Raw genomic sequence first — 24060 nt, 5'->3', positions numbered from 1 at the left:
ACAGCCGCTTTTTTGCACCGCAACATGCTTCTTGTCACAAACGTGGAAATTTTACGAAAAATCAACAAGTTGACCGTCTGGCGGAAATTACATCGAATTAATTCGCGTCTGAGGCGAATTTCACCTGACGGAATTGTCACTCCAAACTCTGGCGAGCTTCTTGCTAGGTAGCTGTCCGGCAGCATATTCCGCTTGTGAAAGGGCGGTAAAAGCCGCCGGAAACAGTCAAACCAAGCAGTCCCGGAACTGCACAACAGGGCGGAATCATATCGCCCACCGGGACCTGGGGAGAGCGGTGATGTTAAGGAATCTTCAACCACGTCAGGCGACCCTGTCGTCAATGCGTGGGCTCCAAGGGAAGCTCAAGCGTTGGTGGATGGCTATGACGAACGAGGAACAGCGCGATATTGTCATTCGCGGCGCGACTGTAGCGGTCTGCGCTGTGGCGGCGACTGTGACCCTGCCGGTGATCGGCTCGGTTCAGGCCGACATTCGTGCTCAAGCTGATTTCAGCGAACAGGCTGAGCGTTTCGCACAGATCGAAGACGGGGGCGCGAGCGTCCGTCTGGCCGATCATGCGCCGTCCCTGCTGGACACGCCGTGGATCCGCACGGTCGAATACACGCTGGAGCGCGATACCGCCTCCTCGATGAGCCGTTATGCCAAGCGCGACCGCGACGGTGCGGCGATTGCCTCGCTGGTTTCGTTCAAGCCAGAGCACCTGAAGCGCGCCGAAGCGCTCGACTCCGAAGCGCACTGCCTCGCCCAGGCAATTTACTACGAATCGCGGAACGAGCCGCTGGCAGGCCAGCTGGCTGTTGCCGAAGTGATTTCCAACCGGGTTCGCGACCATCGCTATCCTGACTCCGTTTGCGGCGTTGTCTTCCAGGGTGCAACGCGCACCACCGGCTGCCAGTTCACTTTTACCTGTGACGGCGCGCTTGGCCGGAAGCCGAAAGGCACCGCCTGGGAACAGGCTCAGGAGATTGCGGCGCACGTTCTGATGAACCTCGCCGAGGATCGCACAGGCGGGGCAACCCACTATCACGCGACCTATGTCGACCCGGTGTGGAGCGCTGGCCTGATCAAGACCGACAAGATCGGCCTGCATGTGTTCTACCGGTTCCCGCGTGGGTCTGAATGGGCACAGGTGCGCAGCGCCAGCGCGTCCCGCTCTGCCAAGGCTCCTGTGGTGCAGGCAGCTGCCGACACGCAGGACCTGAATGCTGCGACCCTGAACGTTCTGCGCGAAGCGACGCCAGGTGAGATGAAAGTGGCGGGCAAAGTCGACGCCTCCGCGGCGCCGGCGACAGTCACCACGTCGACCCGCACGATCACCAATGGTGCCCCGCGTATGACAACGGCCCGTGACGCATCGTTCGATGTCGCGTCGAAAGACGCTGCCGTCGATCCTTATGCCGCGGCACAGGCCGCCAAGGCCGTGTCCGCTGCGGGCGGCATGCGCTGATCTTGATGATCCGGATTTAAAAAAGCCGCCGGCATATCGCTGGCGGCTTTTTTGTGTCCGGATACGGGGCCGCTCAGTCGCGTGGCGGAACGGACTTCTTCACCTGATTGCGGATCAGGCCCGGCGCCCAGCGGCTGATGAATTTCGCCCGCTGCGCCGCCTTGCCGGCCATGTAGTGGATGTCGTCGCCATGCGCGGCGTCCCAGGCACGTTCAGCGGCCAGGGACACGGGATAAACATCCTGCCCGGCATCGCGGATCTCGTCGGCCATCTTTACATTGGCGCCTTCTGTCGTGCCCATGTCGAGGATCGGTGTGTCGATGAACCAGGGCATCAGGCTGGTCACGCGGATGTCCAGGTCGCGGAATTCCGCATCGAGGGCTTCCGTCAGGCCACGGACGGCGAACTTCGTGGCAGAGTAAACGGCAAGCCGCGGCGAGCCGACGATGCCGGCGGTGGACGCAGTGTTCACGATGCGGGCGCCTGCCGTGTCCTTCAGCAGCGGCAGACAGGCCTGCACGCCATTGATCACGCCTTTGACATTCACATCCACGACCAGGTCATTGTCTTCGCCGGAAATGTCTTCGAACCAGCCATGGCGTCCGATGCCGGCATTGTTGAACAGGACATGCATGTTGCCGCCGGTTGCTTCGGAGAAACCTTTGACGGCGAGCGCCCAGTCATTGCGGTCGCGGACATCCAGCTTCGCGTAGACGGAATTGCCGGTGCCCAGTTCGCCCGCTACGTCCGCCAGGCCGGCGGTGTTGATGTCATAGAGGCCGCAAAACCAGCCCTTTTTGGAAAACAGGCGCGCGGTTTCCGCGCCGATGCCGGAAGCGGCACCCGTAATGAAAATGCTTTTGCGGCCGTTTGCGCTGGCCATGTCTGAAATCCTCCTGCGCGGGCATCTGCCCTCTTCGCGCAGTGTCAGACCACATCCATTCCGAGGTCAAGGTTTGGTGCCGAATGCGTGAGGGCGCCGACCGAGATAAAATCAACGCCTGTCTCTGCAATTGCCGCAACGGTATCCAGGTTTACCCCGCCGGATGCTTCCAGCACGACCTTGCCGCCTGCAATCGCGACGGCTTCGCGCAGCGTGTCGGGCTTCATATTGTCCAGCAGCACGGCGTGCGGCCCATGTGGCAGTGCTTCTTTCAGCTGGTCGAGCGAGTCGACCTCTACCTCGATCATGCGCAGGTGCCCGGCATAGGCCTTGGCCCGTTCCAGTGCGGTGGAGACGGACCCGCAGGCGGCGATGTGATTGTCCTTGATCAGCACGGCGTCATCGAGACCGTACCGGTGGGCTGTGCCACCGCCGCAGCGGACGGCACGCTTCTCAAGTGCCCTGTGGCCGGGCGTTGTCTTCCTTGTGCAGACAATTGTTGCATTCGTATGCGCGATCTTGTCGGCGAAGGTGCGGGTCATGGTCGCCACGGCGGAAAGGCGGCCAAGGAAGTTCAACATCGTGCGTTCGGCAATCAGGATCGAGCGGGCGGAGCCTTCCAGCCGCGCGACGACGTCACCCTTTTCCAGTATGGAACCGTCCGGCTTTTCGATGGCCAGCTTCACAGCCGGGTCGATCAGTTTTAGGGCGTAGGCCGCGGCGTCCAGTCCGGCAATCACCCCTTGCTGGCGGGCAGCGATGACGACTTTCAGCTGCGTCTCCGGTGCGATGGTTGCGTCGGTCGTCAGGTCCCCGGCACGGCCGAGGTCTTCTGCGAGCGCAAGGCGCACGATCGGATCAAGGATGATGTCGGGAAGCGGCGGCGGTGTCGGGGTCATGACGAAACGGTCTCTTCAAACGGGCGCTGGAGGAATTGGCGGCGGGGCTCGCCGGCATCCGGGAAATCGGAACGATAGTGACTGCCACGGCTTTCGTGGCGGGCTTGTGCGCTTTTGACGATGAGCCCAGCTGAGGTGACGGCGCGGGCCGGGCCGTGCTGGTCGCGCAGCTGGTCGATCAGCGCTGCAACTTCCGACAGGCCTTTGGCATCGCGGACCACGCCGCACTTGTCTGACATGGCAGTCCGCAAGCTCTGCAGCGCTTCATGTGGCAGGGCGTCCGGCACATGACCGCGGCTGGCGCGAATGTCGGGCAGGTCCGCTTCGCGCAGGCGTTCGGCGATCCGATGCGCGAATACAACCGCTTCAAGCAGCGAGTTGGAGGCAAGGCGGTTCGCACCATGCACACCGGTTGACGTGCATTCTCCGCAGACGGAGAGCCCATCCAGGGAGGACTTGCCCCAGAAGTCCGGGACAATGCCGCCCATGTGATAATGAGCAGCTGGTGCGATGGGGATCATGTCCGTTCGCGGGTCGATGCCGGCAGATTTGCAGGCGGCAAACACGGTTGGAAAATGTTCGGGAAAATGCTCTCCGACGGCTTCACGGCAGTCGAGGAAGGCGCCACGACCGGAGGCGCGCTCGGTGTGAACCGCGCGGGCGACTTCGTCGCGCGGGGCGAGTTCGGCAAGCTCGTGATAGGCTTCCATGAAGCGGGTGCCGTCGCGATTGCGCAGGATGGCGCCTTCGCCGCGCAGGGCTTCGGTTGCGAGCGGCGCCGGATCGCGGCCGATGTCGATGGCGGTCGGGTGGAACTGGACGAATTCGAGATCGGCAACCAGCGCGCCGGCCTCCCAGGCCATGGCGATCGCGTCGCCCCGGGCGGCGGGCGGGTTGGTGGTCACCTGGAAAAGTCCTCCGGAGCCGCCGGTGCAGAGCACGGTCTCGCGGGCCATCTGGGTCGAAAGGCGCCCGGCGGAGTCGCGCAGGATGACGCCGGCCACGTTGAGCTGATCGTCCTGCATCAGGCCGACCGCGCGAACGCCTTCGATGATCCGGATATGCGGGGCCGCGTTCACTGCTGCGACAAGCGCATCCATGATCGCCTTGCCGGCAAGGTCTCCTGCCACGCGGGCGACGCGCGGATGGGAGTGGGCGGCTTCCAGAGACAAGGCGAGCGCGCCATCAGGGGTCCGGTCGAATGGGACGCCGAGGGCGATCAGGTCACGCACGCGTGCGGGGCCTTCTTCCGCGATCAGGCGCGCGATGATCGGGTCCACGAGGCCCGCGCCTGCTGCGATCGTATCGGCGGCATGCTGTTCCGGGCTGTCGTTCGGGTGAAGCGCCGCCGCGAGGCCGCCCTGCGCCCAGGCAGAAGAGGCAGCCTGTCCGAGCGGGGCCGGTGAAATGACGATACAGGGGCGCGGTGCCAGCTGTAGTGCCAGGAAGAGGCCAGCCAGGCCCGCTCCCACGATCAGGACATCACCGCCGGCATGTGCGTCTGCCGTCAGGGTCTGGACATGCGCCCCATCTGCCAAGTCAGGAAATACCGTTTGTTGCGCGCCGGAATTCCGCCGGTGCGGTCACCGCCGAGACGAGCGCGCCGAACATGCGGTCTGCCGACTCGATGGTGAGGGTGAAATTGTCAGGTACGTAAATCAGCCCCTCGACCTTGGCTTCCAGCATTTCCTCAATCTCGGACCGGATGGAAAGCTGGTTGCCGAAGCGCCGCGCCTTGCAGGACTGACGCACGACAGAGCGGCCCCAGACGGTGCACACTTCTACGGCGGTCAGTTCGCAGGTGTACTGGCCTTCTTCGGGATGCGGAGTGAGGTTCATCGTGCCGGTCATCAGGCATTCGCCGCCGCGATAAGGCTTGGTGCGGAAGCTCCAAGTGCCGAGCACATCGGACGGGTCATCCCCTGTGCCGGCATGAGCCAGCCCGGTCGCCAGCAGGGTTCCCGCCAGCGCGATCGCGGCCATGCGTGCCAGGCGGGAGATCATGCTGCCACTCCTGTTTGTCCTCACACGCTTAACCTAGACCCGGTGGCGGGCTTCGCCAACGCCCTAGCCGCTTATACCACCATCTCGATTTCGAGGGGCTCGAGGCCCGTGACGAAGTCGAGCGGCTTCTCCATGCGCGGCAGGGCCATCATGGCGTCGAGCGCTTCCTTGGCACGCACGCGCACGTCTTCCGGAATGGTCACCTCATGTTCGCCCGTCACCAGGCAATCATAGATGTTCTCCAGCGTGATACGTTTCATGTGCGGGCACAGATTGCACGGACGGATGAAGTTGGTGCCGGGGTTCTCGGCGGCGACATTGTCGCTCATCGAGCATTCCGTCAGCAGGACGACTTTCGGCGGGTGCTTCTCGGCCACATAATTGGCAAGCGCAGCCGTGGAGCCGGCATAGTCAGCGGCTTCCAGAACGTCCGGCGGACATTCCGGGTGAGCCAGGATGACGACGCCAGGGTGGGCATCGCGCAACTGGTGCACATCCTCGGCGCTGAACATCTCGTGCACTTCGCAGGCGCCCGGCCAGGTCATGATGCGGATGTCCGTCTGGGCGGCGACGTTCTTGGCGAGATACTGGTCCGGCACAAGGATGACGGTGTCGGTGTTCCATTCCTTCGCAACCGCCTCGACGACCTGCGCGGCGTTGGAGCTGGTGCAGGTGATGTGGCACTCGGCCTTCACGTCCGCGGTCGTGTTCACATAGGTGACAACCGGATAGTTCGGGTACTTTTCCTTGATCAGGCGCACGTCCGCACCCGTGATCGAGGCAGCAAGCGAACAGCCTGCGCGCGTGTCCGGGATCAGGACGGTCTTCTCAGGCGCAAGAATCTTGGACGTCTCAGCCATGAAGTGCACGCCGGCCTGGACGATGATATCGGCATCGACCTTGGATGCCTCGCGGGCGAGCTGCAGGCTGTCGCCCCGGAAATCGCCAACCAGGCGGAAAATGTCCGGCGTCATATAGTTGTGCGCCAGAATGACGGCGTTCTTCTGAACCTTCAGGCGGTTGATTGCCGCGACGAGCGGGGCAATGGCCGGCCACTCCATCGGCGTCACGAAATCTTTGACCAGCGGGTAGAGGTGGTCTGTCTCTGCGCGCACGGCATCATCATAGGTGAGGCCACGGGCTTCAGCCGCATTCGGGCCGCGCAGCGGCGTGGGGGTGGGGCAGCCAGGACCAGAATCGATCAGACGAGCCATGTCACGTCCTCCTTTGACCAACCGAGCGCTTTTGCTCGATTTGAGTATAATATGGCCCCGAAAGTGTGCGTTTCAAGGGGAAGACCTTCAAACGTCCGGGATCAGGGCGCTCGTGCGACAGGCAATTGAAGCTTTTGCGCACTATGAGCAAAAGGGGGTTTAGCGCAGCCCCGGCGAAAACGCAATCGTAGAAAGGTCCGGGTGGCGCGGCGTCAGTCCTTGAAAAGTTCCAGCGCGGCTGCGGTCATGGCGTCCGATCCGGTCTGGATCGTGCGGGCATAATCCGGTGCGAACAGCGAGGAGTGCAGGGACGGCAGCGGCATGCCATCGGCTTTTGCCTTGGCATATTTCGACGGCTCCACGGCGCCGACCCAGAACAGCACGCTGGGGATATTTTCGTCCGTGCGGCCGTACTGGGAGAAATCTTCCCCGCCCATAACCGGTTTGACCTGGGTCACATATTCCGCGCCCAGCTTCTTGCTGACCGCTTTCATGGCGCGTCCTGTTGTTTGCGGATCGTTGTAAGTGGAGGGCGTATAGTCGGACTCGATTGTGATTTCCGGCTCCGGCGCGTCGAAGGCAGCCGCCTGTGCCTTGGCGATCCGCTGTATGCCGTCGAGGAGCATCTGGCGGGTGTCATCATCATAGGAGCGGACGGTCAGGAGCAGCGTGGCTTCATCCGGAATGATGTTGTGCTTGGCGCCGGCTTTGAACGAGCCGACGGTAACGACGGCGCTGTCGAGTGGATCGACATTGCGGGCGACGAGGCTTTGCAGGGCGGTCACGATATGGGCGCCGATCAGGATCGGGTCGCGCGTCGCCTGCGGATAGGCGCCGTGGCCGCCGACGCCTTTGACGTGGATGTCCACGCTGTCGACATTCGCCATGGCATAGCCGGAAGAGTAGACCACGGTGCCGGACGGCGCATCCGCGGAGACGTGCAGGGCAAGGTTATAATCAGGCGTCGGGAAGCGCTCAAACAGGCCATCGGCCAGCATGGCTTCTGCGCCAAGGCCGATTTCCTCGGCCGGCTGGGCGATCATGACCAGCGTGCCTTTCCACTTGGACTTCTGGGCGACCAGCGCGCGGGCCGTCGCGAGCCAGGAGGTCATGTGCACATCATGGCCGCAGGCGTGCATCACCTTGCTTTCCACACCGGTCCAGGTCTGCGCTTCAACCGTGGAGGCGTAGGGCACGCCGGTCTGCTCCGGCACTGGCAGGGCGTCCATATCGGTCCGGATCAGGACCGTCGGGCCGTTGCCATTCCGGAGCACGCCGACGACGCCATAGCCGCCCACGCCGGGTTTGACCTCGCCGATGTCGCGCGTTGCCTTGTCGACCACCCAGTCCTGTCCGACGCCGGTGGTGACTTCAAAGCCAAGGGATTCCAGTTCACTCGCCAGGATGGAGGAGGTCTTGGCCTCCTTGAATGAGAGTTCCGGCGCCTGGTGAAGCTGAAGATAAAGGTCGAGGATCGACTGTTCCGGCGTCGCAACCTCGCGGACGGACATGGCCGCCGGCTGGACCGCGGCTGTGTCTGATGCCGTGGAGTCTGTCGTGGTGCTGGCGGCTGCAACCTTTGCCGGCGTGTCCGCTGCGGGCGCTTCGCTCTTGCTGCATCCGCTGATGGCAAGGCCGAGGGCGAGGGTCGAAACGAGAGCAGGGCGCAGCATGGCAGATCTCCGGAAAATTGACCGGCTGACCCTAGCAAGGTTTCGCTGAGTGCCAAGTGTGGCTGCTGGGCGCGGACGTAGATGGCTCAGTCGTCGTCATCGAGAGATGGGGCGTCCGGCTGGTCACGGCGCGGCCGGGCGATCATCTCTGCGATGTCCTCCAGTTCGATGAAGGCATCCGCCTCGCGGCGCAGGTCGTCGGCTACCATGGGCGGGCTCGACGTATTGGTCGAGACGATCGAGACCCGCACGCCCCTGGCTTTCACGGCCTCCACAAGCCGCCGGAAATCCCCATTGCCGCTGAACAGAACGATATGGTCTGCATGTGCGGCCGTTTCGAGCATGTCGACCGTCAGTTCGACGTCCATATTGCCCCGGTGGCGCTTGCGGCCTTCGCGATCGGTATATTCCCGGGCGGCCTTCTTCACGACCGTGAAGCCGTTATAGGCCAGCCAGTCGACAAGCGGGCGTATCGGGCTGTAGTCGTCGCTTTCGACCAGGGCGGTATAGTAGCTGGCCCGTATAAGGCGGCCACGTCCCTGAAATTCCTTGAGTAATTTTCGGAAATCGATTTCCAGTCCAAGGGCCCGGGCCGAGGAGTACAGGTTTGCTCCATCGATGAAGAGCGCAAGGCGCTCGTCTTTGTAAAACGCCATGAGAAGCCTCGAAATGTCCGCCAGAGCGGGAGTGGCAATAAATTATACAAAGTACAATTATTTAGCTTAGTTTCCGCTGCAATCGGGCGCAAGTGACGGGTTGCGTGCCCTTGTTGCGCTGCATATAAGGAGCGGTTCAAAGGAGACTCTGAATCCATGGCCCGAGTGACCGTCGAAGACTGCATCGAGCAGGTGCCGAACCGTTTTGACCTTGTGCTGCTTGCTGCGCACCGTTCCCGTATGATCCGCGAAGGCTCGCCGATTACGGTGGACCGCGACAACGACAAGGATCCGGTCGTCTCCCTGCGCGAAATCGCCGATCAGTCGGTTGACCTGAAAGTGGTGAAAGAAGCCCTCATCTCCGGCCTGCAGGACATCCGTCCGGGCGAAGAGAACGAGCGCGAAGCAGACCGTATGGCCCTCGAAGCTGCCCCGGCAGCAACGGAAGAAGACGTCATGCGCGCTTATCAGGCTGAACTCGAATCCGGGCGCGACGACCGGCTCTAGGAGGATCGATGGACGGCAGCACCCTTTCCGCCAAGGACAAAGGGGCTGGCGAAGCGTCACCGGCCGCTGAGGCTGTGGGCGAACACCATGTCCTCACCCGCGAAGAACTGATTGCCAAGGTCCGCGCGTACCATCCGCGCGTGAAGTCCGAACTGCTGGGCGCAGCTTACGACTTTGCCAAGACGCATCATGGCGAACAGAAGCGCGATTCCGGCGACGCGTATTATTCCCACCCCGTGGAAGTCGCGAGCCTGCTCGCGGATGTACATCTTGACGAGATCACGATCGTGGCGGGCCTGCTGCACGACGTTGTCGAAGATGTCGAAGAGATCGACATAGGCGAGATTGAAGTTCGTTTCGGTGCGGACGTCGCAGAGCTTGTCGATGGCGTGACCAAGCTCGACAAGATCGAATTCTCGTCCAAGGAGGCCGCGCAGGCCGAGAACTTCCAGAAGTTCATCCTGGCGACGACCAGCGACATCCGTGTCCTGCTGGTGAAGCTGGCCGACCGGCTGCACAATATGCGTACGCTGCATTTCCGCAAGAAGGCGGAAAGCCGTCACCGCACCGCGCGTGAGACCATGGACATTTACGCGCCGCTGGCCCGCCGCGTCGGCCTCTATCAGCTGGCCGCAGAGATGGAAGACCTGGCCTTCCAGGAGCTGAATGCGGAAGCGCGCCGGGCCATTCTCTACCGCCAGGAAGAGCTGGCACTGGAGAATGCCGATGATTTGGAGCGTATCCGGGCTGACCTGACCCAGCTAATGGAAATGGCCGGCATTCCGTGCCGCATCAAAGGCCGCAAGAAAGCGCCGTATTCGCTTTGGCGGAAACTGGAGCGTAAATCCATTTCCTTCCGCGATGTGGCGGATCTGTTCGCGTTCCGTATCATTGTTCAGTCAACGGAGGAATGCTACCGCGTGCTGGGTGAGGTTCACACGTTGTGGGCATGTATCCCGGACCGGTTCCGCGATTTCATTTCTGTGCCGAAGCCGAATGGCTATCAGAGCCTGCACACAACAGTGCGCGCCTCCGGCAACCGCCGGGTCGAGCTTCAGATCCGGACCGAAGCCATGGACCAGACGGCCGAGTTCGGTGTGGCCGCGCACTGGGGCTACAAGAACAAGCAATATGGTTTCGATGCGGAGTCGGCCAGGGCGGCAGGCCTCGACCCGGCCGCCAGCCTCGAAACCATTTCGAGCCTCCTGCAGGATGGCGCCGACGCCAAGGAGTTCCTCGAGCACGCCAAGCTCGAAATGTATCGCGAGCACGTTTTCACATTCACGCCCAAGGGCAAGCTGATCATCCTGCCGGCCGGCGCGATGCCGCTGGACTTTGCCTATGCCGTCCACTCTGTTGTGGGAGACACTTGCGTCGGCGTAAAGATCAATGGCGAGGTGAAAGCGCTGCGCCGTCCGCTGAAGAATGGCGACGTGGTTGAGATCATTCGTGGCAAACAGCCCTCAGCTGTTCACGGTTGGGAAGGTCTGGCGATCACCGGGCGGGCGCGCTCGGCGCTGCGCCGTCTGGTGCGGGAGCGCGATACGGCAGATTTCCGCCGCCTTGGTGAAGGCCTGATCAATCAGGCGCTGCGCCGCGCCGGGATCGACCCGGTCGACGTGAAGATGACCCACACGGCGCGGCTCGCCGGATTTGAAACCCGCGAAGAAATGGCTGAAGCCGTCGGACGCGGCCGGATCAGCTCTGCCGATGTGATCCAGGCGGCATTCCCCGGCTACAAGGCCGAGCCGATGGGCGACCCTTCCAAGACCAAGGTCGACTCCCAGCACGCGCCTCTGCTCGTGTCGGGCCATGATCTGACGCCCGGCGTCACGCTGCATCTCGGCAAGTGCTGCTGCCCGCTGCCGGGTGACCGCATCATGGGCGTCCAGGTGCCGGACGAGGGCATTGTTGTCCACGTTGCCAGCTGTCCGAAGCTCGCCGAATATGATGACAAGCCGGAGCTCTGGGTGGACCTCAGATGGACCGAGCTTGCCCGGACAGACGCCATGGCCGTGGGCCGGATTCGCATTAATGCCGCGAACACGCGCGGCGTGCTGGCCAAATTGTGCGCAGCTGTGGCGCAATCGAACGGGAACATCGTGAATATCGCCACTGTGGAACGCCAGAAGGACTTCACTGAGCTGGTCATGGAAATTGAGGTTGAAGACCTTAAACGCCTGACGCAGATACTGGCCGCGCTCCGGTCGCTCGCAGTGGTCGACCGGGCAGTGCGTGACCAGGAGGGTGAAGATGACCAATGAAGAAGTGCTCGCGGTGTTCCGCGAGGCAGGCGCGTTGCTGGAGGGGCATTTCATCCTCTCGTCCGGGCGCCGCAGCCCGGTATTCCTGCAGAAGGCGCTCGTCTTCTCCCAGCCAGACAAGTCCGAGAAACTCTGCGCGGCGCTTGCAAAGAAGCTGACCGAGAAGTTCGGAAAGATTGATGTTGTTGCCGGCCCGGCCGTGGGTGGCATCATTCCCGGCTATGAGCTGGCACGCCAGCTTGGCTGCCGGTCAATCTTCGCTGAGCGCGTGGATGGCCAGCTTCAGTTCCGCCGCGGTTTTTCGATTTCCGAAGGCGAGCGGGTGCTGATCGCCGAAGACATCGTCACGACCGGACTTTCCTTCCGCGAAACCGTTGAAGCCCTTGAGGCGCTGCCGGGTGAAGTGGTCGGTGGCGCTTGTATCATCGACCGCTCCGGTGGGCGCGCCGATGTCGGCTGCGAGCTTGTCTCGCTCGCTTCGGTGAATTTCCCCGACTATGACGCGGACGACCTGCCGCCTGAACTGGCCCTGATGCCTGCCGTGAAACCCGGCTCGCGAGGGCTTGCTTGATGAGCGGGCGGCTGCGCCTTGGGGTGAACATCGACCATGTGGCGACCATAAGGAACGCCCGTGGCGGAGCTCACCCTGATCCGGCGCGGGCCGCCGAGATCGCCGCCGCCGCAGGCGCTGACGGCATCACGATTCATTTGCGGGAAGACCGCCGGCACATTCGAGACGGAGACCTTGAGGCCATCCGCGCTGCCTGCAGCCTGCCAATCAATCTGGAAATGGCTGCGACCGAAGAAATGACGGAGATCGCCTGCCAGTATCATCCGCATGCGGCCTGTATTGTTCCGGAAAAGCGCGAGGAACGGACTACCGAAGGCGGGCTCGACGTCGCCGGTCTGCACAATCAGATTTCTCCCATCGTACGCCAGTTGCGCGATGCAGGGGCTCGCGTGTCGCTATTCATCGAGCCGGACCCGGTGCAGATCGCTGTGGCCGAAGTGCTGGGCGCGCCGGTCGTGGAACTCCACACAGGTCGCTATGCTGAACTCTGGAACGAGGGCGGCGCGGAAGCGGCTGCTGTCGAACTGGGGCGTTTGCAGGCAGCTGCGGAAGAGGCGCGCAAGCGCGGGATCGAACCGCATGCGGGACATGGTCTGACGTTCGAGAATGTCGGCCCTGTCGCCGCCATCCCGGAAATCGCTGAGCTGAACATTGGCCACTTCCTGATCGGCGAAGCGATCTTCATCGGCCTTGAAGCGGCCATCCGCGAGATGCGCCGCCTCATGGATGAGGCCAGAAGCGGGGCAGGCGCATGATCATCGGCATCGGGAACGACCTCTGCAATATCGAACGGATTGAGAAGACCCTCGAAAAGTTCGGCGAGCGGTTCGAAAACCGCGTGTTCACCGAGACGGAAATTGCGCTGGCACGCCGCCGCCGCCGGACGGCAGAGACCTATGCCAAGCGCTTCGCCGCGAAGGAGGCCTGCGCCAAGGCGCTCGGCACGGGCGTGCCGCGGCGCGGGGTGCACTGGAAACACCTTGGCGTTGTGAATCTGCCCACAGGTAAGCCAACTCTGGCCCTGACCGGCGGAGCCGCGAAGCGCCTTGAGGCGATGATGCCAGAAGGTCATGAGGCGATCATCCACCTGACGATCACGGACGATCACCCCTGGGCCGAAGCGCAGGTAATCATCGAAGCCATCCCGGTGAGCGGCCAATGAAGCCCGCGCGTCCGAAACGCACCCGCCTGCGCGGCAAAGGGAAGGCGTCAGCCCCCGTCCTGTCGGATGATCGCCTGAAGGCGGCGCAGGATGCAATTGGCTACAAGTTCAAGGATACGAAGCTTCTGGTTCGCGCGCTGACGCACCCAAGCGCAGTCGGGGGTGGCGATGCGGTGCGCGACTCCAACCAGCGCCTGGAGTTCCTGGGCGACCGCGTACTGAACCTTGTTATCGCAGAGCGGCTGATGGAACGCCGCAAGATGGAGAGTGAGGGCGAACTCGCCCCGCGCCTGAACCGGCTGGTGAAGAAGGGCGCATGCGCAGATGCTGTGCGGCATCTGGAGTTGCAGGAATTTATCCTCTTGTCGGATGGCGAGGAAGCCGCTGGCGGGCGCAAGCGTGAGTCCACGCTGGGCGATGCCTGCGAGGCAATCATCGGGGCGATCTTCAAGGATGGCGGCCTGTCCCCGGCACGCAAGTTCATAGAAAAGGCCTGGGCCCCGCAATTCGCCTCGACCCCGGCAGAGACCAAGGACCCGAAGACCCTGCTGCAGGAATGGGCGCAGGGGCAGGGTCTTCCGTTGCCGGATTATGACGTGCTGAGCCGGTCCGGCCCCGATCACGAACCCATTTATGAAATCGAAGCGAAGGTCGATGGACGCGGCAGTGCCGTGGCGACCGGGCCTTCCAAACGCGAAGCCGAGCGCAGCGCTGCTGCCCTGCTGCTCCAATCGCTGGCAGGATAGACATGAGCGAGACAGACATCACCCATGCCGGCTTTTGCGCCATCATCGGTGCGCCGAATGCGGGCAAATCCACCCTGACCAATCTGTTGGTTGGCGCGAAAGTCGCCATCGTGACACACAAGGTGCAGACGACGCGCTTCCCTGTGCGCGGCGTGGCACAGACAGACCACACACAGATCGTGCTGGTCGATACACCCGGGATCTTTGCGGCCAAACGCAGGCTGGATCGGGCCATGGTCAAAGCGGCCTGGAGTGGTGCGGAAGATGCCGACGCCATTGTGCATCTCGTTGATGCATCTGCTTGGGTGGCGGACAGGGAAGGCAAGGAAACTGCGGCGCAGAAGCACTCCATCGAGGACGATCGCCGTGTGGTCGAGCAGCTGAAGGCGAGCGGCCGTAAGGCCATTCTTGCGCTCAACAAGATTGACCTGTTCCCGCACGATCAGGTTCTGCCGATCATCGCTGAGCTCAACGAAACAGGCGCCTATGAAGAGGTTCACATGATCTCGGCCGAAAATGGCGATGGGGTCGAAAAGCTGGAAGAGGCGATTGCCGCCCGCATGCCGGAAGGGCCTGCGCTCTACCCGCCGGATCAGGTGGCAGACCTGCCGATGCGCTTGTTGGCGGCGGAGGTGACGCGCGAGAAGCTGATGCTGCGTCTGCACCAGGAACTGCCTTACCAGCTGATGGTCGAGACGGAGAGCTGGGAAGAGCGCAAGGATGGCTCCGTCCGTGTGCAACAGGTCATCGTCGTCGGCCGCGAAAACCACAAATCCATGGTGCTCGGCAAGGGGGGCAAGACGATCAAGGACATCGGCCGGATGGCCCGCGAGGAGCTGTCCGAAATGCTCGGCCGCAAGGTGCACCTCTTCCTGTTTGTGAAGGTGGACGAGCGCTGGCAGGAGCGCCGCGAAAGCTATCAGGGGCTCGGCCTGGAGTTTGATGTCTGAGGCGAGATGAACTGGTCCGATGACGGAATTATCCTTGGTGGACGCCGCTTTGGTGAAGGCGGGCTGATCCTGGATGTCCTGACCCGCACGAAGGGGCGCCGGTCCGGCTTGGTCTATGGCGGGAATTCCCGCCGGCGCCGGGCGCAGTATGAGGCTGGCAATTCTGTTTCTCTGTCATGGACAGGCCGTCTGGAAGACCAGCTCGGCCGGTTCGATGTCGCGGAAGCGAGCAAGGAACGCGCCTCTCACGTTCTGGACGATGCCAAGGCTCTGGCCGCCGTTTCCGCCATCACCTCCATTCTCCGGATGTCGCTGGATGAAGGCGATGTGGCAGGATCTGCCATGTTCGAGGCGACGGAAGTGTTGCTGGATCAGATCGAAGCACGCGAGATCTGGCCAGCGCTTTACGTTCGATGGGAACTCGGCCTGCTGTCGGCCCTGGGATTCGGGCTGGATCTGGATGAGTGTGCCATCAGCGGCGCCAATGACGGCCTGACCCACGTCTCGCCTCGTACCGGCCGGGCTGTGCGCGGCTCTGAGGCCGAGGACTATGTCTCACGCCTGTTCCGGCTTCCGTCTTTCCTTGTCACATCATCCGCGCCCGTCGGCGATGATGACATCGCAGACGGGCTTAAGCTGACCGGCTATTTCCTCGAGGCGCGGGTGTTTCACGCCATGAACCGCGCCATGCCACCAGAGCGGGAAAGGCTGGTCAAGCGATTGGTGGGCTGAGGGTCAGGCTTTGGCGCTCGGTCGCTCGCCAACTTTCGCGAACCAGGCTGCGTAGTTCTTGAATTCCGGATTGACCGGCTGGCCGACGGCATTGCCGAATGCCTGGAAACAGAACAGAAGGATGTCCGCGAGGCCGAATTCGTCACCCGCGACATAGGGCTGTTCAGCCAGGCGCGCGTCGAGAAACTTGATCTTGTCCTGCGCGCAAGCCTTCAGGCCATCGGCAGCTTCGGGAATGCAGCGCATCCGGTCCTTGAACATGGGCAGTCCTTCGGACGAGCGGAAGCCATTGCCCATCGGCTCGACGATGTTGAGATCGACCCAGCGGGTCCAGCGGCGGTTCTGCGCCCGCGCTTCGGGCGTATCGCCCATCAGGCGGTCGCCCGGGAATTTCTCATCGAGATATTCGCAGATCGCGGTGATCTCGGTCACGACAGATCCATCGTCCAGCACGAGGCAGGGCGTCTGACCGGCCGGATTGGTTTTCAGATAGGGCTCCTGACGGTTCAGGCCCTTCTGGATGTCGAGCTCTTCCAGCGGGATGTCGATGCCGCGTTCGGCCATGAACATCCGGACGACGTGCGGATTCGGGCCCACAGAGTTGATGAGTTTCATTTGGTTCCTCCCAGAATGCAGCGCTCGTCATGTGCGAGCCTCCACTATTCATAGTCGGTTCAGGAAGGGCCGTCATATGTGACGTTGGGGTAGATGGGCGTTTGCTTCCTGGAGGCTGATGCCAATGAAAAATTCAATGATCCTCGCTGCCGTGCTTCTGGCGGCGAGCCTGTCCGGCTGTATCGCGGTCAGCGGGGTGCATGACGAGGATATAGTGCGGGCGAATACAGAACTTGCGGTCCGCGTCTGCGGCGGCGAGGCAAACATTCAAGAGGTGACCGAAGACGGTTACGTCTGCCGGACCAACCCGTAACTCTCACTTACAGGCGCTGCCGGGACCCATATCCATGTGGAAATGGTCCCGGTGCGCCGCATTGTATTCCGGCCCCAGCGTGACGGAGAACAGATCGCAGGCGCCGGAATGCACTTTCCTGAGGAATTTTGCTTCCTTGCCGCCTTTCCCCCAATGCGTTTTCACGTCGATCAGGCGGCCGTCTTCCAGCCGGAATCCCGAAATATCGATCGCATTACCGTGTGCATGTTCCGACAGGCGGCCGGATCCGGCGATGTTCCTGCAGGAAAAGCTGCCATAAGTCTCGATCCGGGCGATGGGCGAGCCGAGGATTTCCACAGCTGCCGGCCGGGCGACATGGCGCTCCCACACATAGAGCGCAGCTGCCTCGCCGCAGGTCATACGCAGCGTGGCGGAATAGGGAGTCAACGTCTGGTCCAGCGTCAGCGCATTGTAAAGGCCGCACTTTTCTCCCTTTGGCGTATCATCAAGGCGCGTGTAGCGCACCCCAGCCTTGTCCAGCGCCGGGAAACAAACCTCCGGATGCTTTGCCGCCCGGGCCAGCTGGTGGCCGGTGCCGAGGCCTACTCTGTCGCTCAGGTCGACCGGCGCGAAGGGGTTATGCCGCGGGGGCGCCGACATCAGGAACAGGGCCACACACAGGGCGGGCACTGTCAGCAGGATGAGCCAGGCGCGTAAGTGGGGCATCTGCAGTCAGTACCTATAGGGTTCCTTAACCAAAGGGCTATTTCTGTTAACTTACGAGCGTTCGCGACTCGCAGGCGATTCTGCCCGCGGACCTGCACCAGAATGTGGCACGAACCGAGAAGGGGCCAGAATGTCCGACCTCAAGGATGGCGAGCCGGAGAACCGGATCATCAATGAACCCATGAGCGAGGCGCTCTCTAAGCGCTATCTCGCTTATGCGCTCTCGACCATCACGGCGCGGGCCCTGCCGGATGTGCGCGACGGGCTGAAGCCTGTGCAGCGCCGCATCCTGTATGGCATGCGCGTTCTGCGGCTGGATCCGGAAGGCGGCTATCGCAAGTGCGCCAAGATTGTCGGCGACGTGATGGGTAACTTCCACCCGCACGGCGATAGCTCGATCTATGACACGCTGGTGCGCCTGGCGCAGGACTTCACCGTCCGCTACCCGCTGGTCGATGGCCAGGGCAATTTCGGCAACATCGATGGCGATAGTGCTGCTGCCTATCGTTACACCGAAGCGCGGATGACCGTAGCGGCAGAGCTTCTGCTCGAGGGACTGAACGAAGACGCGGTCGATTTCCGCGCCAACTATGCCGAGAACGATGAAGAGCCTGTAGTGTTGCCCGCAGGCTTTCCGAACCTGTTGGCCAATGGCGCGAGCGGCATTGCCGTCGGCATGGCGACCTCGATCCCGCCGCATAATGCAGCCGAGGTGATCGATGCGGCACGCCTGCTGATCGAGAAGCCGAAGGCGACGACCGCCGAACTGATGGACTTCGTGAAGGGGCCGGATTTCCCGACGGGCGGCATCATCGTCGAACCCTATGAGTCGATGCTGGACGCTTATGAAACCGGCCGCGGCAGCTTCCGCATGCGCGCACGCTGGGAGACGGAAGACACCGGACGCGGTACCTATCAGATCGTCGTCACCGAGATTCCTTACCAGGTGCAGAAATCCCGCCTGCTGGAAAAGCTGGGTGAACTGATCGAAGCGAAGAAGGTCCCGCTGCTGGACGATGTGCGCGACGAGTCGGCCGAGGATGTTCGTCTCGTCCTGGTGCCGCGCTCCAAGACGATCGAGCCGGATGTGTTGATGGAGAGCCTGTTCAAGGTCTGCGATCTCGAAACGCGCTTCAGCCTGAACATGAACGTGCTCCATAAGGGTGCGCCGCAGGTCATGGGCCTGAAGGAGGTGCTGCAGGCCTATCTGGACCACCGCCGCGAAGTCGTGGTGCGCCGGGCCCAGCACCGTCTCGACAAGATCGAGAAGCGCCTGCACCTGCTCGATGGCTACCTGATCGCTTATCTCAATATCGATGAAGTGATCCGCATCATCCGGAACGAGGATGAGCCGAAGCCGGTGCTGATGGAAACCTTCGGTCTCACGGATGTACAGGCCGAAGCGATACTCAATCTCCGCCTGCGCGCCCTGCGCAAGCTGGAGGAAATGGAAATCCGCGGCGAGCACCAGAAGCTCACCGAAGAGCGCGAAGATCTGATCAAGCTGCTGAACTCGGATCGCCGCCAGTGGACAAAAGTGTCCAAAGAGCTGAAAGCGGCCCGCGACGCCTTCGATCCGGATACAGAGCTTGGCCGTCGCCGCGCCAGCTTCTCCGATGTCAAGGATGTGGATCTCGCTGCCGCGCTTGAGGCTTCCAAGCCGAAGGAGCCGATCACGGTCGTCCTGTCGCAACAGGGTTGGATCCGGGGCATGAAAGGCCACGGCCTCGACACAAGCTCGGTCAAGTTCAAGGATGGCGACGAACTCTACCTCGTCGAGGAAGTGATGAGCACGGACAAGCTCATCCTGATGTCTTCCGACGGGCGGGCCTTCACCATGGCAGCGGACAAGCTGCCAGGTGGGCGCGGCCATGGCGAGCCGATCCGCCTGACCATCGACCTGGAAGACAGCGTCGACATTATCGCTATGTTCCGGTTCGAGCCGGAGCGCAAACGCGTGATGGCTTCCTCCACCGGCTATGGCTTTGTCGTCGACGAGAAAGAGCTGGAGTCCAACCGCAAGGCCGGCAAGTCCGCCGTGAACACGGGGAAGGGGCATCTTGTCTGTTGTCCGGTCGTCGAAGGCGACATGATCGCGGTTGTCGGCACAAACAAGAAGATGCTGATCTTCCCGCTGTCCGACCTGCCGGAAATGGCGCGCGGCAAGGGCAACAAGCTGCAATCCTATAGCGGCAAGGCCGAGTTGAAAGACCTGATCACCTTCGACAAGCGCGACGGCCTGATCGTCATGACGGGTGACCGCCACCGTGCCTTCCCGGAATGGAAAGACTGGAAAGGCCAGCGCGCCCAGGCCGGCAAGGTCGTGCCCAAAGGTTTCCCGAGAAGCGGAACGTTTACAGGATAGTCAAGAGCGCCCGGCGATACAGCCGGGCGTTTTTCATTTCGCTTAGTAAACCCGTGCGACCGTCTGCTTCATGAGCGGACCGATCTCCGTGTGCAGAACAAGGTCGGCATAGGAGTCGTGGTCGGTTTCTTCGCGGTTCACGATGACCACCGTCGCGCCGGTCCGCTTGGCGATCACCGGCAGTTCGGCGGCCGGGTAGACGACCAGGGATGAACCAAGCACGATGAAGAGGTCGCTGAGTGCGGCTTCTTCCATGGCGCGGTTCATCTCGTCTTCCGGCATCGCCTGGCCGAAAGAAATGACCGCCGTCTTGATCAGGCCCGTACAGAAGACGCAGGTGATGTCTTCGCCCGCTTCCCAGCGGGGCTTCAGGTCTTCCAGTTCGTAGCGCTTGCCGCACTGCAGGCAGCGGGCATAGCTGGCATTGCCGTGCACTTCGATCACCCGGTTGTCTGCCACACCGGACGCCTGGTGGAGATTGTCGACATTCTGGGTGATCACGCTGGAGACCTTGCCCATTTTCACCAGATCCGAAACGGCGAAATGGCCGTCATTCGGTTTCGCCCCGGTCCAGCCGGCGGGATTGTTGAACACCCGGTTCCAGGCCTCGGTGCGCTGCTCGCGCGAGCTGACAAAATCCTGGAAATAGATCGGCTTCATCTTGCTCCACACGCCGCCCGGGCTGCGGAAGTCGGGAATGCCGCTTTCGGTGGAGATTCCCGCGCCGGTGAAAACCACGGCGCGGCGGCATTGCGAGATCAGGCTGGCAAGAGCTTCAGGTGCGTCAGTCATGTTCCTAATGCTACACGATTTAACCGGCGGCGCTACTGGCTGTGCCTTCAACGGGCTGGCCGAAGAACAGTACGGCGACTGCGAGAATGCCGAACAGCGCGAAAGCCGCCCCGCGGACCGGTGCTTTCGCCTCCCGGAACGCGCCGACCGACGCGATCCCGCATTGCAGCGCATAGTAATAGGCAAACGCCTTCGAGGCGAAGCTGATGATCTGGAAGACATTGGAAAACCAGGTCAGGCCGAGCCCGATCAGGACCAGCATCAGATAGGCCATGCGGGGCGATACCCGGCCGCCGGACAATTCCTCCACCAGGCCGCCGGCGCCGCTGGTGTCGGCAATCGCGGCGCTGAACTGTGCCGACAGCGCCGCCACGATGAGCAGGGCCGGCAGGATGACGGACACGATCTTCATCATGTCGACAATCGCCGTTTCGGTCAGCGGGACGGTTTTGGCATCGAAGGCATAGGTCAGCAGGATGACGTAGGCCATGTAGATGGCGGTCGCGAGCCATTGGGCATAGCGCATGGAGCGGATCCGCATCTCCGGCTTGTATTCGTCACCGAGATAGCGGGAGGTCTCGAAGCCCTGCACCGTAATGATCAGGCCAAAGGCGAGCGCCATGCCGGTCCAGCCGGTTTGCGACGGCGCCGCAAAGGTGAGCTGGCTCTGGTCAGCCTGGTGAAAGAAGTAGGCGCTGAGCCCGGCCAGCAGGCCTCCGATAATGGCGAGCTTCAGGCTGACGGCGACCTGCTCCATCTTCTCCATGGCCGAAAAGCCGCGCAGCCAGCCAACCGCCAGGATCAGCAGCAGCACCGCGCTGGTCACGGCCTTGGCCATGGCAGGGGAATTGAGCGGCGTCATCTTCACGGCAAAGGCGCCGAACAGGTTCAGGTAGTAGGCAACCGAGATGCAGTAGGCCAGCGAGAGCGCCCAGGAGGCGAAATACTCAGTCCGCCGTTCCGGCGCGCTCCGGTTCGGCCGGACGGCAATATTGGCAATGTTAAACCGGATCGCTGCGCCGAATGCATAGGCTGCCAGGCAGAGGAACAGCATCATCATTGGCGCGTACTGGCCGTAGGAGTGGGACAGGATCGGCCCCAGCACGAGGAAGCCGCTGCCGATGATGGAGGCGAGCGGCGTGACCGTGGCGTGCCAGGCGCGGGCCCCTCTCACGCGCGGCAGCATCAGCAGGCCCAACAGGGCGAGCGTCGTCAGGCTGATGAAGATGTCCTGCAGCAAACCGGCCAGCTTTCTTCCAACTCCGGAACAGAATGGATCAGACTGCGCCGGGTTCCGTTTACGCGTGGTTTCCGGCTGCGGCCTAGACCACGGTGCCGAACAGGTGGCCGATGATGCCCGTCACCACCATCGCCGCAACGCCCCAGAATACGACGCGGGACGCCGCCTTCAGCTTGCTGGCTCCACCCGCCCGGGCGGAGAGCGCGCCGAGAATGGCGAGGCTGATCAGCGAGATCACCGCGACGACTGGCGTGATCTGGCCAGCCGGAGCGATCAGGGCGGCAAGGATCGGCAGCACGGCGCCGACGGTGAAGCTGGCGGCGGAGCTGAAGGCCGCCTGCACCGGCCGTGCGGCGACTGCATCGCTCATGCCGAGCTCGTCGCGGGCATGGGCTTCGAGCGCATCATGCTCAGTCAGCTGCCGGGCCACTTCGCGGGCCGTCTCCGGATTGAGGCCACGCTTCATATAGATGTCGGTCAGCTCTTCCAGCTCGGCTTCCGGGTGGCTCTTCAGGGCGGCCCGTTCGATGTCGAGGTCAGCCTTCTCAAGATCCGCCTGCGAGGAGACGGACACATATTCGCCCGCCGCCATCGACATTGCACCTGCCACGAGCCCTGCGAGGCCCGCCGTCAGGATGGCCCCCGTCGAGGCCTCTGCCGAGGCCACCCCGATCACCAGACCCGCTGTCGACAGGATGCCGTCATTCGCCCCAAGCACAGCCGCCCGCAGCCAGCCGACCCGCTGGAAATAGTGGTGTTCCACGTGAATGTAGGAATCGTCGGAATGCGGTGGAGATTCTGCCATTTGCCTATCCTGTTCAAGATCTTATCCGTGGCCAAGCCGGGCGCGATGGTCAAGCGCGCAAATCGCGCAGGTTGCGGCATGACCGGCCCGCTTTCCCTTGCGCGATCCGGCGGCGGCGTTTAGGCGTTGATCTGCAAGGCTTTCCGGAGGGACACATATGCTTATCGCGCTTGGCGTTATTGTTGCCATTATTGGCTTCATTATCCTTATCTATAACGGGCTGGTGATGAAGCGGCAGCGGGTCAACCAGGCCTTTGCCGATGTCGATGTGCAGCTGAAGCAGCGCCAGAACCTGATCCCGAACCTCGTGGAGACGGTCAAAGGCTATGCCAAGCATGAGCAGGAAACCTTCCAGCAGGTGATCGCCGCCCGCAACGCAGCGCAGAGCGCCGCGACCCCGTCGGAAATGAGCCAGGCCGAAGGCATGCTGACCGCCTCGCTCGGCAAGCTGTTCGCCCTCGCCGAGGCTTATCCGGATCTGAAGGCCAACCAGAACTTCATCCAGCTGCAGAACGAGCTTTCGGCCATCGAGGACAAGCTGGCCGCGGCGCGCCGCTTCTACAACTCGGCCGTTCAGGACTACAACACGTCCCGCGAACAGTTCCCGGGCTCGATCATTGCCGGCATGTTCAATTTCGAAGGCCGCGACTTCTTCGATGTCGGCGTCGAAGGCCGCGAGGCCCTCAGCACACCGCCGGAAGTGAAGTTCTAGGCGGCGTCCGGATGTGGTAATCTCCCGGCCAAACCGGGAGGTGACCATGAAAAGTTCTATCCATGCGGCGGCGATCCTGATTGCCGCCGCTTTTGCATCTGGCTGTGCATCCGGTGGCAGCGGGGGCAGCTGGAGCGCCTCCAGCTGGAATGGCCTCGCGCCGCAGAATGTCTATGCCGGGAACTACCAGTTCTATGCCGCGCCGGCGGAAGGTCAGGGCTTCAAGCTGAAATTCACGGTAAAGACCGACGGCAATTTCAACATTGCCAGTGCCGGCCCGCCCGCCGAGGCAGACCTGCAAACCGCCGCCGAAGCCGCTGCGCCGGATGGCTGCAAGCTCGTCTCTGTCGAACGCACGCCAGATGGTGGGGCCTTGGCCGATTATGATTGCGGAGACGAAAACGAATGATCCGGAAAGTCTCGACCTATCTGATGTTTACCGGCCAGGCCGCCGAAGCACTCGCGCTCTATACGGATGTTTTTCCCGAGAGTGAAGCAAGCGTGCGGGATGCGCCGGTCTACATGGCTGACTGGCGGTTGGCCGGGCATGATGTCATGCTGGTGGACAGTCCGAATGTGCACGATTTCACCTTCACGCCGTCCATGTCCCTGTTCGTGGATTTTGGCGACGCCGCAGCGCTGGACGCCGCCTTTGCCAGGCTTTCAGAAGGCGGGCAGGTGATGATGCCAGTGGACAATTACGGGTTCAGCCAGCGTTTCGCCTGGGTGGCCGACCGGTTTGGCGTCAGCTGGCAACTGAACCTGCCCTGAGACCAGCACCAACGACGCCCGTGAAGGCGCT

At 62.4% G+C, this 24060-nt stretch carries 26 protein-coding genes; 14 read left to right on the top strand and 12 right to left on the bottom strand.

Annotated features, from left to right (window positions below; all coding sequences use genetic code 11):
* Nucleotides 1-376 precede the first annotated feature (376 nt).
* A complete protein-coding gene (locus HJA_RS10490) occupies nt 377-1468 on the top strand; it encodes a cell wall hydrolase (RefSeq protein WP_241764340.1) in 1092 nt (363 codons plus the stop codon).
* A 73-nt stretch (nt 1469-1541) separates the two neighbouring features.
* On the opposite strand, the gene HJA_RS10485 is transcribed toward HJA_RS10490, so the two are convergent.
* From HJA_RS10485 to HJA_RS10455, 7 genes are all read right to left on the bottom strand, one after another.
* Nucleotides 1542-2351 (bottom strand): SDR family oxidoreductase, encoded by an 810-nt coding sequence (locus tag HJA_RS10485; protein WP_035581927.1) that lies wholly within the window; start codon nt 2349-2351, stop codon nt 1542-1544.
* Nucleotides 2352-2395: 44 nt separating this feature from the next.
* Nucleotides 2396-3250 (bottom strand): carboxylating nicotinate-nucleotide diphosphorylase, encoded by an 855-nt coding sequence (gene nadC / locus HJA_RS10480; protein WP_035581925.1) that lies wholly within the window; start codon nt 3248-3250, stop codon nt 2396-2398.
* Entirely contained in the window at nt 3247-4788 is a 1542-nt protein-coding gene (locus HJA_RS10475; protein WP_081814646.1) for an L-aspartate oxidase, read from the bottom strand. The genes nadC and HJA_RS10475 overlap by 4 nt, the downstream gene beginning before the upstream one ends.
* Before the next feature lies 1 nt (nt 4789).
* Complete coding sequence (locus tag HJA_RS10470; RefSeq protein ID WP_035581922.1) at nt 4790-5254, bottom strand: hypothetical protein; 465 nt, start codon at nt 5252-5254, stop codon at nt 4790-4792.
* A gap of 71 nt (nt 5255-5325) precedes the next feature.
* On the bottom strand, nt 5326-6468 hold the full coding sequence (gene nadA, locus HJA_RS10465) for a quinolinate synthase NadA (RefSeq protein WP_035581920.1): 1143 nt from the start codon (nt 6466-6468) through the stop codon (nt 5326-5328).
* 212 nt (nt 6469-6680) lie between these two features.
* Nucleotides 6681-8138, bottom strand: a complete 1458-nt coding sequence (locus HJA_RS10460) for an amidohydrolase (RefSeq protein ID WP_155839943.1) — start codon at nt 8136-8138, stop codon at nt 6681-6683.
* Between the two features lie 89 nt (nt 8139-8227).
* Entirely contained in the window at nt 8228-8797 is a 570-nt protein-coding gene (locus HJA_RS10455) for a LabA-like NYN domain-containing protein (RefSeq protein WP_035581919.1), read from the bottom strand.
* A 156-nt stretch (nt 8798-8953) separates the two neighbouring features.
* Between HJA_RS10455 and rpoZ the strand changes: the two genes are divergently transcribed.
* The 8 genes from rpoZ to recO are packed head-to-tail and all read left to right on the top strand — an operon-like array spanning nt 8954 to nt 15729.
* Entirely contained in the window at nt 8954-9304 is a 351-nt protein-coding gene (gene rpoZ, locus HJA_RS10450) for a DNA-directed RNA polymerase subunit omega (RefSeq protein WP_034766242.1), read from the top strand.
* Nucleotides 9305-9312: 8 nt separating this feature from the next.
* Complete coding sequence (locus HJA_RS10445; protein WP_035581917.1) at nt 9313-11568, top strand: RelA/SpoT family protein; 2256 nt, start codon at nt 9313-9315, stop codon at nt 11566-11568.
* Nucleotides 11558-12139: an orotate phosphoribosyltransferase gene (gene pyrE / locus HJA_RS10440; RefSeq protein WP_035581915.1), complete on the top strand. Its 582-nt coding sequence runs from the start codon at nt 11558-11560 to the stop codon at nt 12137-12139. The genes HJA_RS10445 and pyrE overlap by 11 nt, the downstream gene beginning before the upstream one ends.
* Nucleotides 12139-12894: a pyridoxine 5'-phosphate synthase gene (locus HJA_RS10435; RefSeq protein WP_035581913.1), complete on the top strand. Its 756-nt coding sequence runs from the start codon at nt 12139-12141 to the stop codon at nt 12892-12894. The genes pyrE and HJA_RS10435 overlap by 1 nt, the downstream gene beginning before the upstream one ends.
* A complete protein-coding gene (gene acpS / locus HJA_RS10430) occupies nt 12891-13301 on the top strand; it encodes a holo-ACP synthase (protein WP_035581912.1) in 411 nt (136 codons plus the stop codon). The genes HJA_RS10435 and acpS overlap by 4 nt, the downstream gene beginning before the upstream one ends.
* Nucleotides 13298-14047 (top strand): ribonuclease III, encoded by a 750-nt coding sequence (gene rnc, locus HJA_RS10425; RefSeq protein WP_081814644.1) that lies wholly within the window; start codon nt 13298-13300, stop codon nt 14045-14047. Before acpS ends, rnc begins: the two co-directional genes overlap by 4 nt.
* A gap of 2 nt (nt 14048-14049) precedes the next feature.
* Nucleotides 14050-14997 carry a GTPase Era gene (gene era / locus HJA_RS10420; RefSeq protein WP_035581910.1) on the top strand — a complete coding sequence of 316 codons (948 nt, stop codon included), beginning with the start codon at nt 14050-14052 and terminating at the stop codon, nt 14995-14997.
* Between the two features lie 6 nt (nt 14998-15003).
* Nucleotides 15004-15729, top strand: a complete 726-nt coding sequence (gene recO / locus HJA_RS10415; RefSeq protein WP_035581908.1) for a DNA repair protein RecO — start codon at nt 15004-15006, stop codon at nt 15727-15729.
* 3 nt (nt 15730-15732) lie between these two features.
* Here recO and HJA_RS10410 read toward each other — a convergent pair whose 3' ends face one another.
* Entirely contained in the window at nt 15733-16344 is a 612-nt protein-coding gene (locus HJA_RS10410) for a glutathione S-transferase family protein (RefSeq protein WP_035581906.1), read from the bottom strand.
* A gap of 124 nt (nt 16345-16468) precedes the next feature.
* On the opposite strand from HJA_RS10410, the gene HJA_RS18565 reads away from it, so the two are divergent.
* Nucleotides 16469-16657: a hypothetical protein gene (locus HJA_RS18565; protein WP_155839926.1), complete on the top strand. Its 189-nt coding sequence runs from the start codon at nt 16469-16471 to the stop codon at nt 16655-16657.
* A gap of 3 nt (nt 16658-16660) precedes the next feature.
* On the opposite strand, the gene HJA_RS10405 is transcribed toward HJA_RS18565, so the two are convergent.
* Nucleotides 16661-17344, bottom strand: a complete 684-nt coding sequence (locus HJA_RS10405) for an extensin-like domain-containing protein (RefSeq protein ID WP_035581905.1) — start codon at nt 17342-17344, stop codon at nt 16661-16663.
* Between the two features lie 130 nt (nt 17345-17474).
* Between HJA_RS10405 and parC the strand changes: the two genes are divergently transcribed.
* Nucleotides 17475-19709 (top strand): DNA topoisomerase IV subunit A, encoded by a 2235-nt coding sequence (parC, locus tag HJA_RS10400; RefSeq protein WP_035581903.1) that lies wholly within the window; start codon nt 17475-17477, stop codon nt 19707-19709.
* 42 nt (nt 19710-19751) lie between these two features.
* On the opposite strand, the gene HJA_RS10395 is transcribed toward parC, so the two are convergent.
* From HJA_RS10395 to HJA_RS10385, 3 genes are all read right to left on the bottom strand, one after another.
* Entirely contained in the window at nt 19752-20501 is a 750-nt protein-coding gene (locus HJA_RS10395) for an SIR2 family NAD-dependent protein deacylase (RefSeq protein WP_035581901.1), read from the bottom strand.
* Nucleotides 20502-20520: 19 nt separating this feature from the next.
* On the bottom strand, nt 20521-21741 hold the full coding sequence (locus tag HJA_RS10390) for an APC family permease (RefSeq protein ID WP_206741710.1): 1221 nt from the start codon (nt 21739-21741) through the stop codon (nt 20521-20523).
* An 82-nt stretch (nt 21742-21823) separates the two neighbouring features.
* Complete coding sequence (locus HJA_RS10385) at nt 21824-22546, bottom strand: VIT1/CCC1 transporter family protein (RefSeq protein ID WP_051597579.1); 723 nt, start codon at nt 22544-22546, stop codon at nt 21824-21826.
* Nucleotides 22547-22703: 157 nt separating this feature from the next.
* Here HJA_RS10385 and HJA_RS10380 point away from each other — a divergent pair, with 157 nt between their 5' ends.
* Genes HJA_RS10380 through HJA_RS10370 form a run of 3 tightly spaced genes read left to right on the top strand, consistent with a single transcriptional unit; the run spans nt 22704 to nt 24029 of the window.
* On the top strand, nt 22704-23258 hold the full coding sequence (locus HJA_RS10380; RefSeq protein ID WP_035581899.1) for a LemA family protein: 555 nt from the start codon (nt 22704-22706) through the stop codon (nt 23256-23258).
* A 46-nt stretch (nt 23259-23304) separates the two neighbouring features.
* On the top strand, nt 23305-23667 hold the full coding sequence (locus tag HJA_RS10375; RefSeq protein ID WP_035581897.1) for a hypothetical protein: 363 nt from the start codon (nt 23305-23307) through the stop codon (nt 23665-23667).
* Nucleotides 23664-24029: a VOC family protein gene (locus tag HJA_RS10370; RefSeq protein ID WP_035581894.1), complete on the top strand. Its 366-nt coding sequence runs from the start codon at nt 23664-23666 to the stop codon at nt 24027-24029. Before HJA_RS10375 ends, HJA_RS10370 begins: the two co-directional genes overlap by 4 nt.
* Nucleotides 24030-24060: the final 31 nt, after the last annotated feature.

This window comes from Hyphomonas jannaschiana VP2, from assembly GCF_000685215.1.
Classification (GTDB): domain Bacteria; phylum Pseudomonadota; class Alphaproteobacteria; order Caulobacterales; family Hyphomonadaceae; genus Hyphomonas; species Hyphomonas jannaschiana.
This window is presented reverse-complemented; position numbering and strand designations above follow the sequence as displayed.

What these genes read in the sequence shown, in the direction of transcription:
- pyrE (WP_035581915.1), top strand. Translation starts at nt 11,558, where the DNA reads ATGACCAATGAAGAAGTGCTCGCGGTGTTCCGCGAGGCAGGCGCGTTG.
- rpoZ (WP_034766242.1), top strand. Translation starts at nt 8,954, where the DNA reads ATGGCCCGAGTGACCGTCGAAGACTGCATCGAGCAGGTGCCGAACCGT.
- recO (WP_035581908.1), top strand. Translation starts at nt 15,004, where the DNA reads ATGAACTGGTCCGATGACGGAATTATCCTTGGTGGACGCCGCTTTGGT.
- HJA_RS10405 (WP_035581905.1), bottom strand. Translation starts at nt 17,344, where the DNA reads ATGCCCCACTTACGCGCCTGGCTCATCCTGCTGACAGTGCCCGCCCTG.
- HJA_RS18565 (WP_155839926.1), top strand. Translation starts at nt 16,469, where the DNA reads ATGAAAAATTCAATGATCCTCGCTGCCGTGCTTCTGGCGGCGAGCCTG.
- HJA_RS10435 (WP_035581913.1), top strand. Translation starts at nt 12,139, where the DNA reads ATGAGCGGGCGGCTGCGCCTTGGGGTGAACATCGACCATGTGGCGACC.
- HJA_RS10485 (WP_035581927.1), bottom strand. Translation starts at nt 2,351, where the DNA reads ATGGCCAGCGCAAACGGCCGCAAAAGCATTTTCATTACGGGTGCCGCT.
- nadA (WP_035581920.1), bottom strand. Translation starts at nt 6,468, where the DNA reads ATGGCTCGTCTGATCGATTCTGGTCCTGGCTGCCCCACCCCCACGCCG.
- rnc (WP_081814644.1), top strand. Translation starts at nt 13,298, where the DNA reads ATGAAGCCCGCGCGTCCGAAACGCACCCGCCTGCGCGGCAAAGGGAAG.
- HJA_RS10375 (WP_035581897.1), top strand. Translation starts at nt 23,305, where the DNA reads ATGAAAAGTTCTATCCATGCGGCGGCGATCCTGATTGCCGCCGCTTTT.
- HJA_RS10385 (WP_051597579.1), bottom strand. Translation starts at nt 22,546, where the DNA reads ATGGCAGAATCTCCACCGCATTCCGACGATTCCTACATTCACGTGGAA.
- parC (WP_035581903.1), top strand. Translation starts at nt 17,475, where the DNA reads ATGTCCGACCTCAAGGATGGCGAGCCGGAGAACCGGATCATCAATGAA.
- HJA_RS10380 (WP_035581899.1), top strand. Translation starts at nt 22,704, where the DNA reads ATGCTTATCGCGCTTGGCGTTATTGTTGCCATTATTGGCTTCATTATC.
- HJA_RS10455 (WP_035581919.1), bottom strand. Translation starts at nt 8,797, where the DNA reads ATGGCGTTTTACAAAGACGAGCGCCTTGCGCTCTTCATCGATGGAGCA.
- HJA_RS10490 (WP_241764340.1), top strand. Translation starts at nt 377, where the DNA reads ATGGCTATGACGAACGAGGAACAGCGCGATATTGTCATTCGCGGCGCG.
- HJA_RS10370 (WP_035581894.1), top strand. Translation starts at nt 23,664, where the DNA reads ATGATCCGGAAAGTCTCGACCTATCTGATGTTTACCGGCCAGGCCGCC.
- era (WP_035581910.1), top strand. Translation starts at nt 14,050, where the DNA reads ATGAGCGAGACAGACATCACCCATGCCGGCTTTTGCGCCATCATCGGT.
- HJA_RS10470 (WP_035581922.1), bottom strand. Translation starts at nt 5,254, where the DNA reads ATGATCTCCCGCCTGGCACGCATGGCCGCGATCGCGCTGGCGGGAACC.
- HJA_RS10445 (WP_035581917.1), top strand. Translation starts at nt 9,313, where the DNA reads ATGGACGGCAGCACCCTTTCCGCCAAGGACAAAGGGGCTGGCGAAGCG.
- acpS (WP_035581912.1), top strand. Translation starts at nt 12,891, where the DNA reads ATGATCATCGGCATCGGGAACGACCTCTGCAATATCGAACGGATTGAG.
- HJA_RS10410 (WP_035581906.1), bottom strand. Translation starts at nt 16,344, where the DNA reads ATGAAACTCATCAACTCTGTGGGCCCGAATCCGCACGTCGTCCGGATG.
- nadC (WP_035581925.1), bottom strand. Translation starts at nt 3,250, where the DNA reads ATGACCCCGACACCGCCGCCGCTTCCCGACATCATCCTTGATCCGATC.
- HJA_RS10395 (WP_035581901.1), bottom strand. Translation starts at nt 20,501, where the DNA reads ATGACTGACGCACCTGAAGCTCTTGCCAGCCTGATCTCGCAATGCCGC.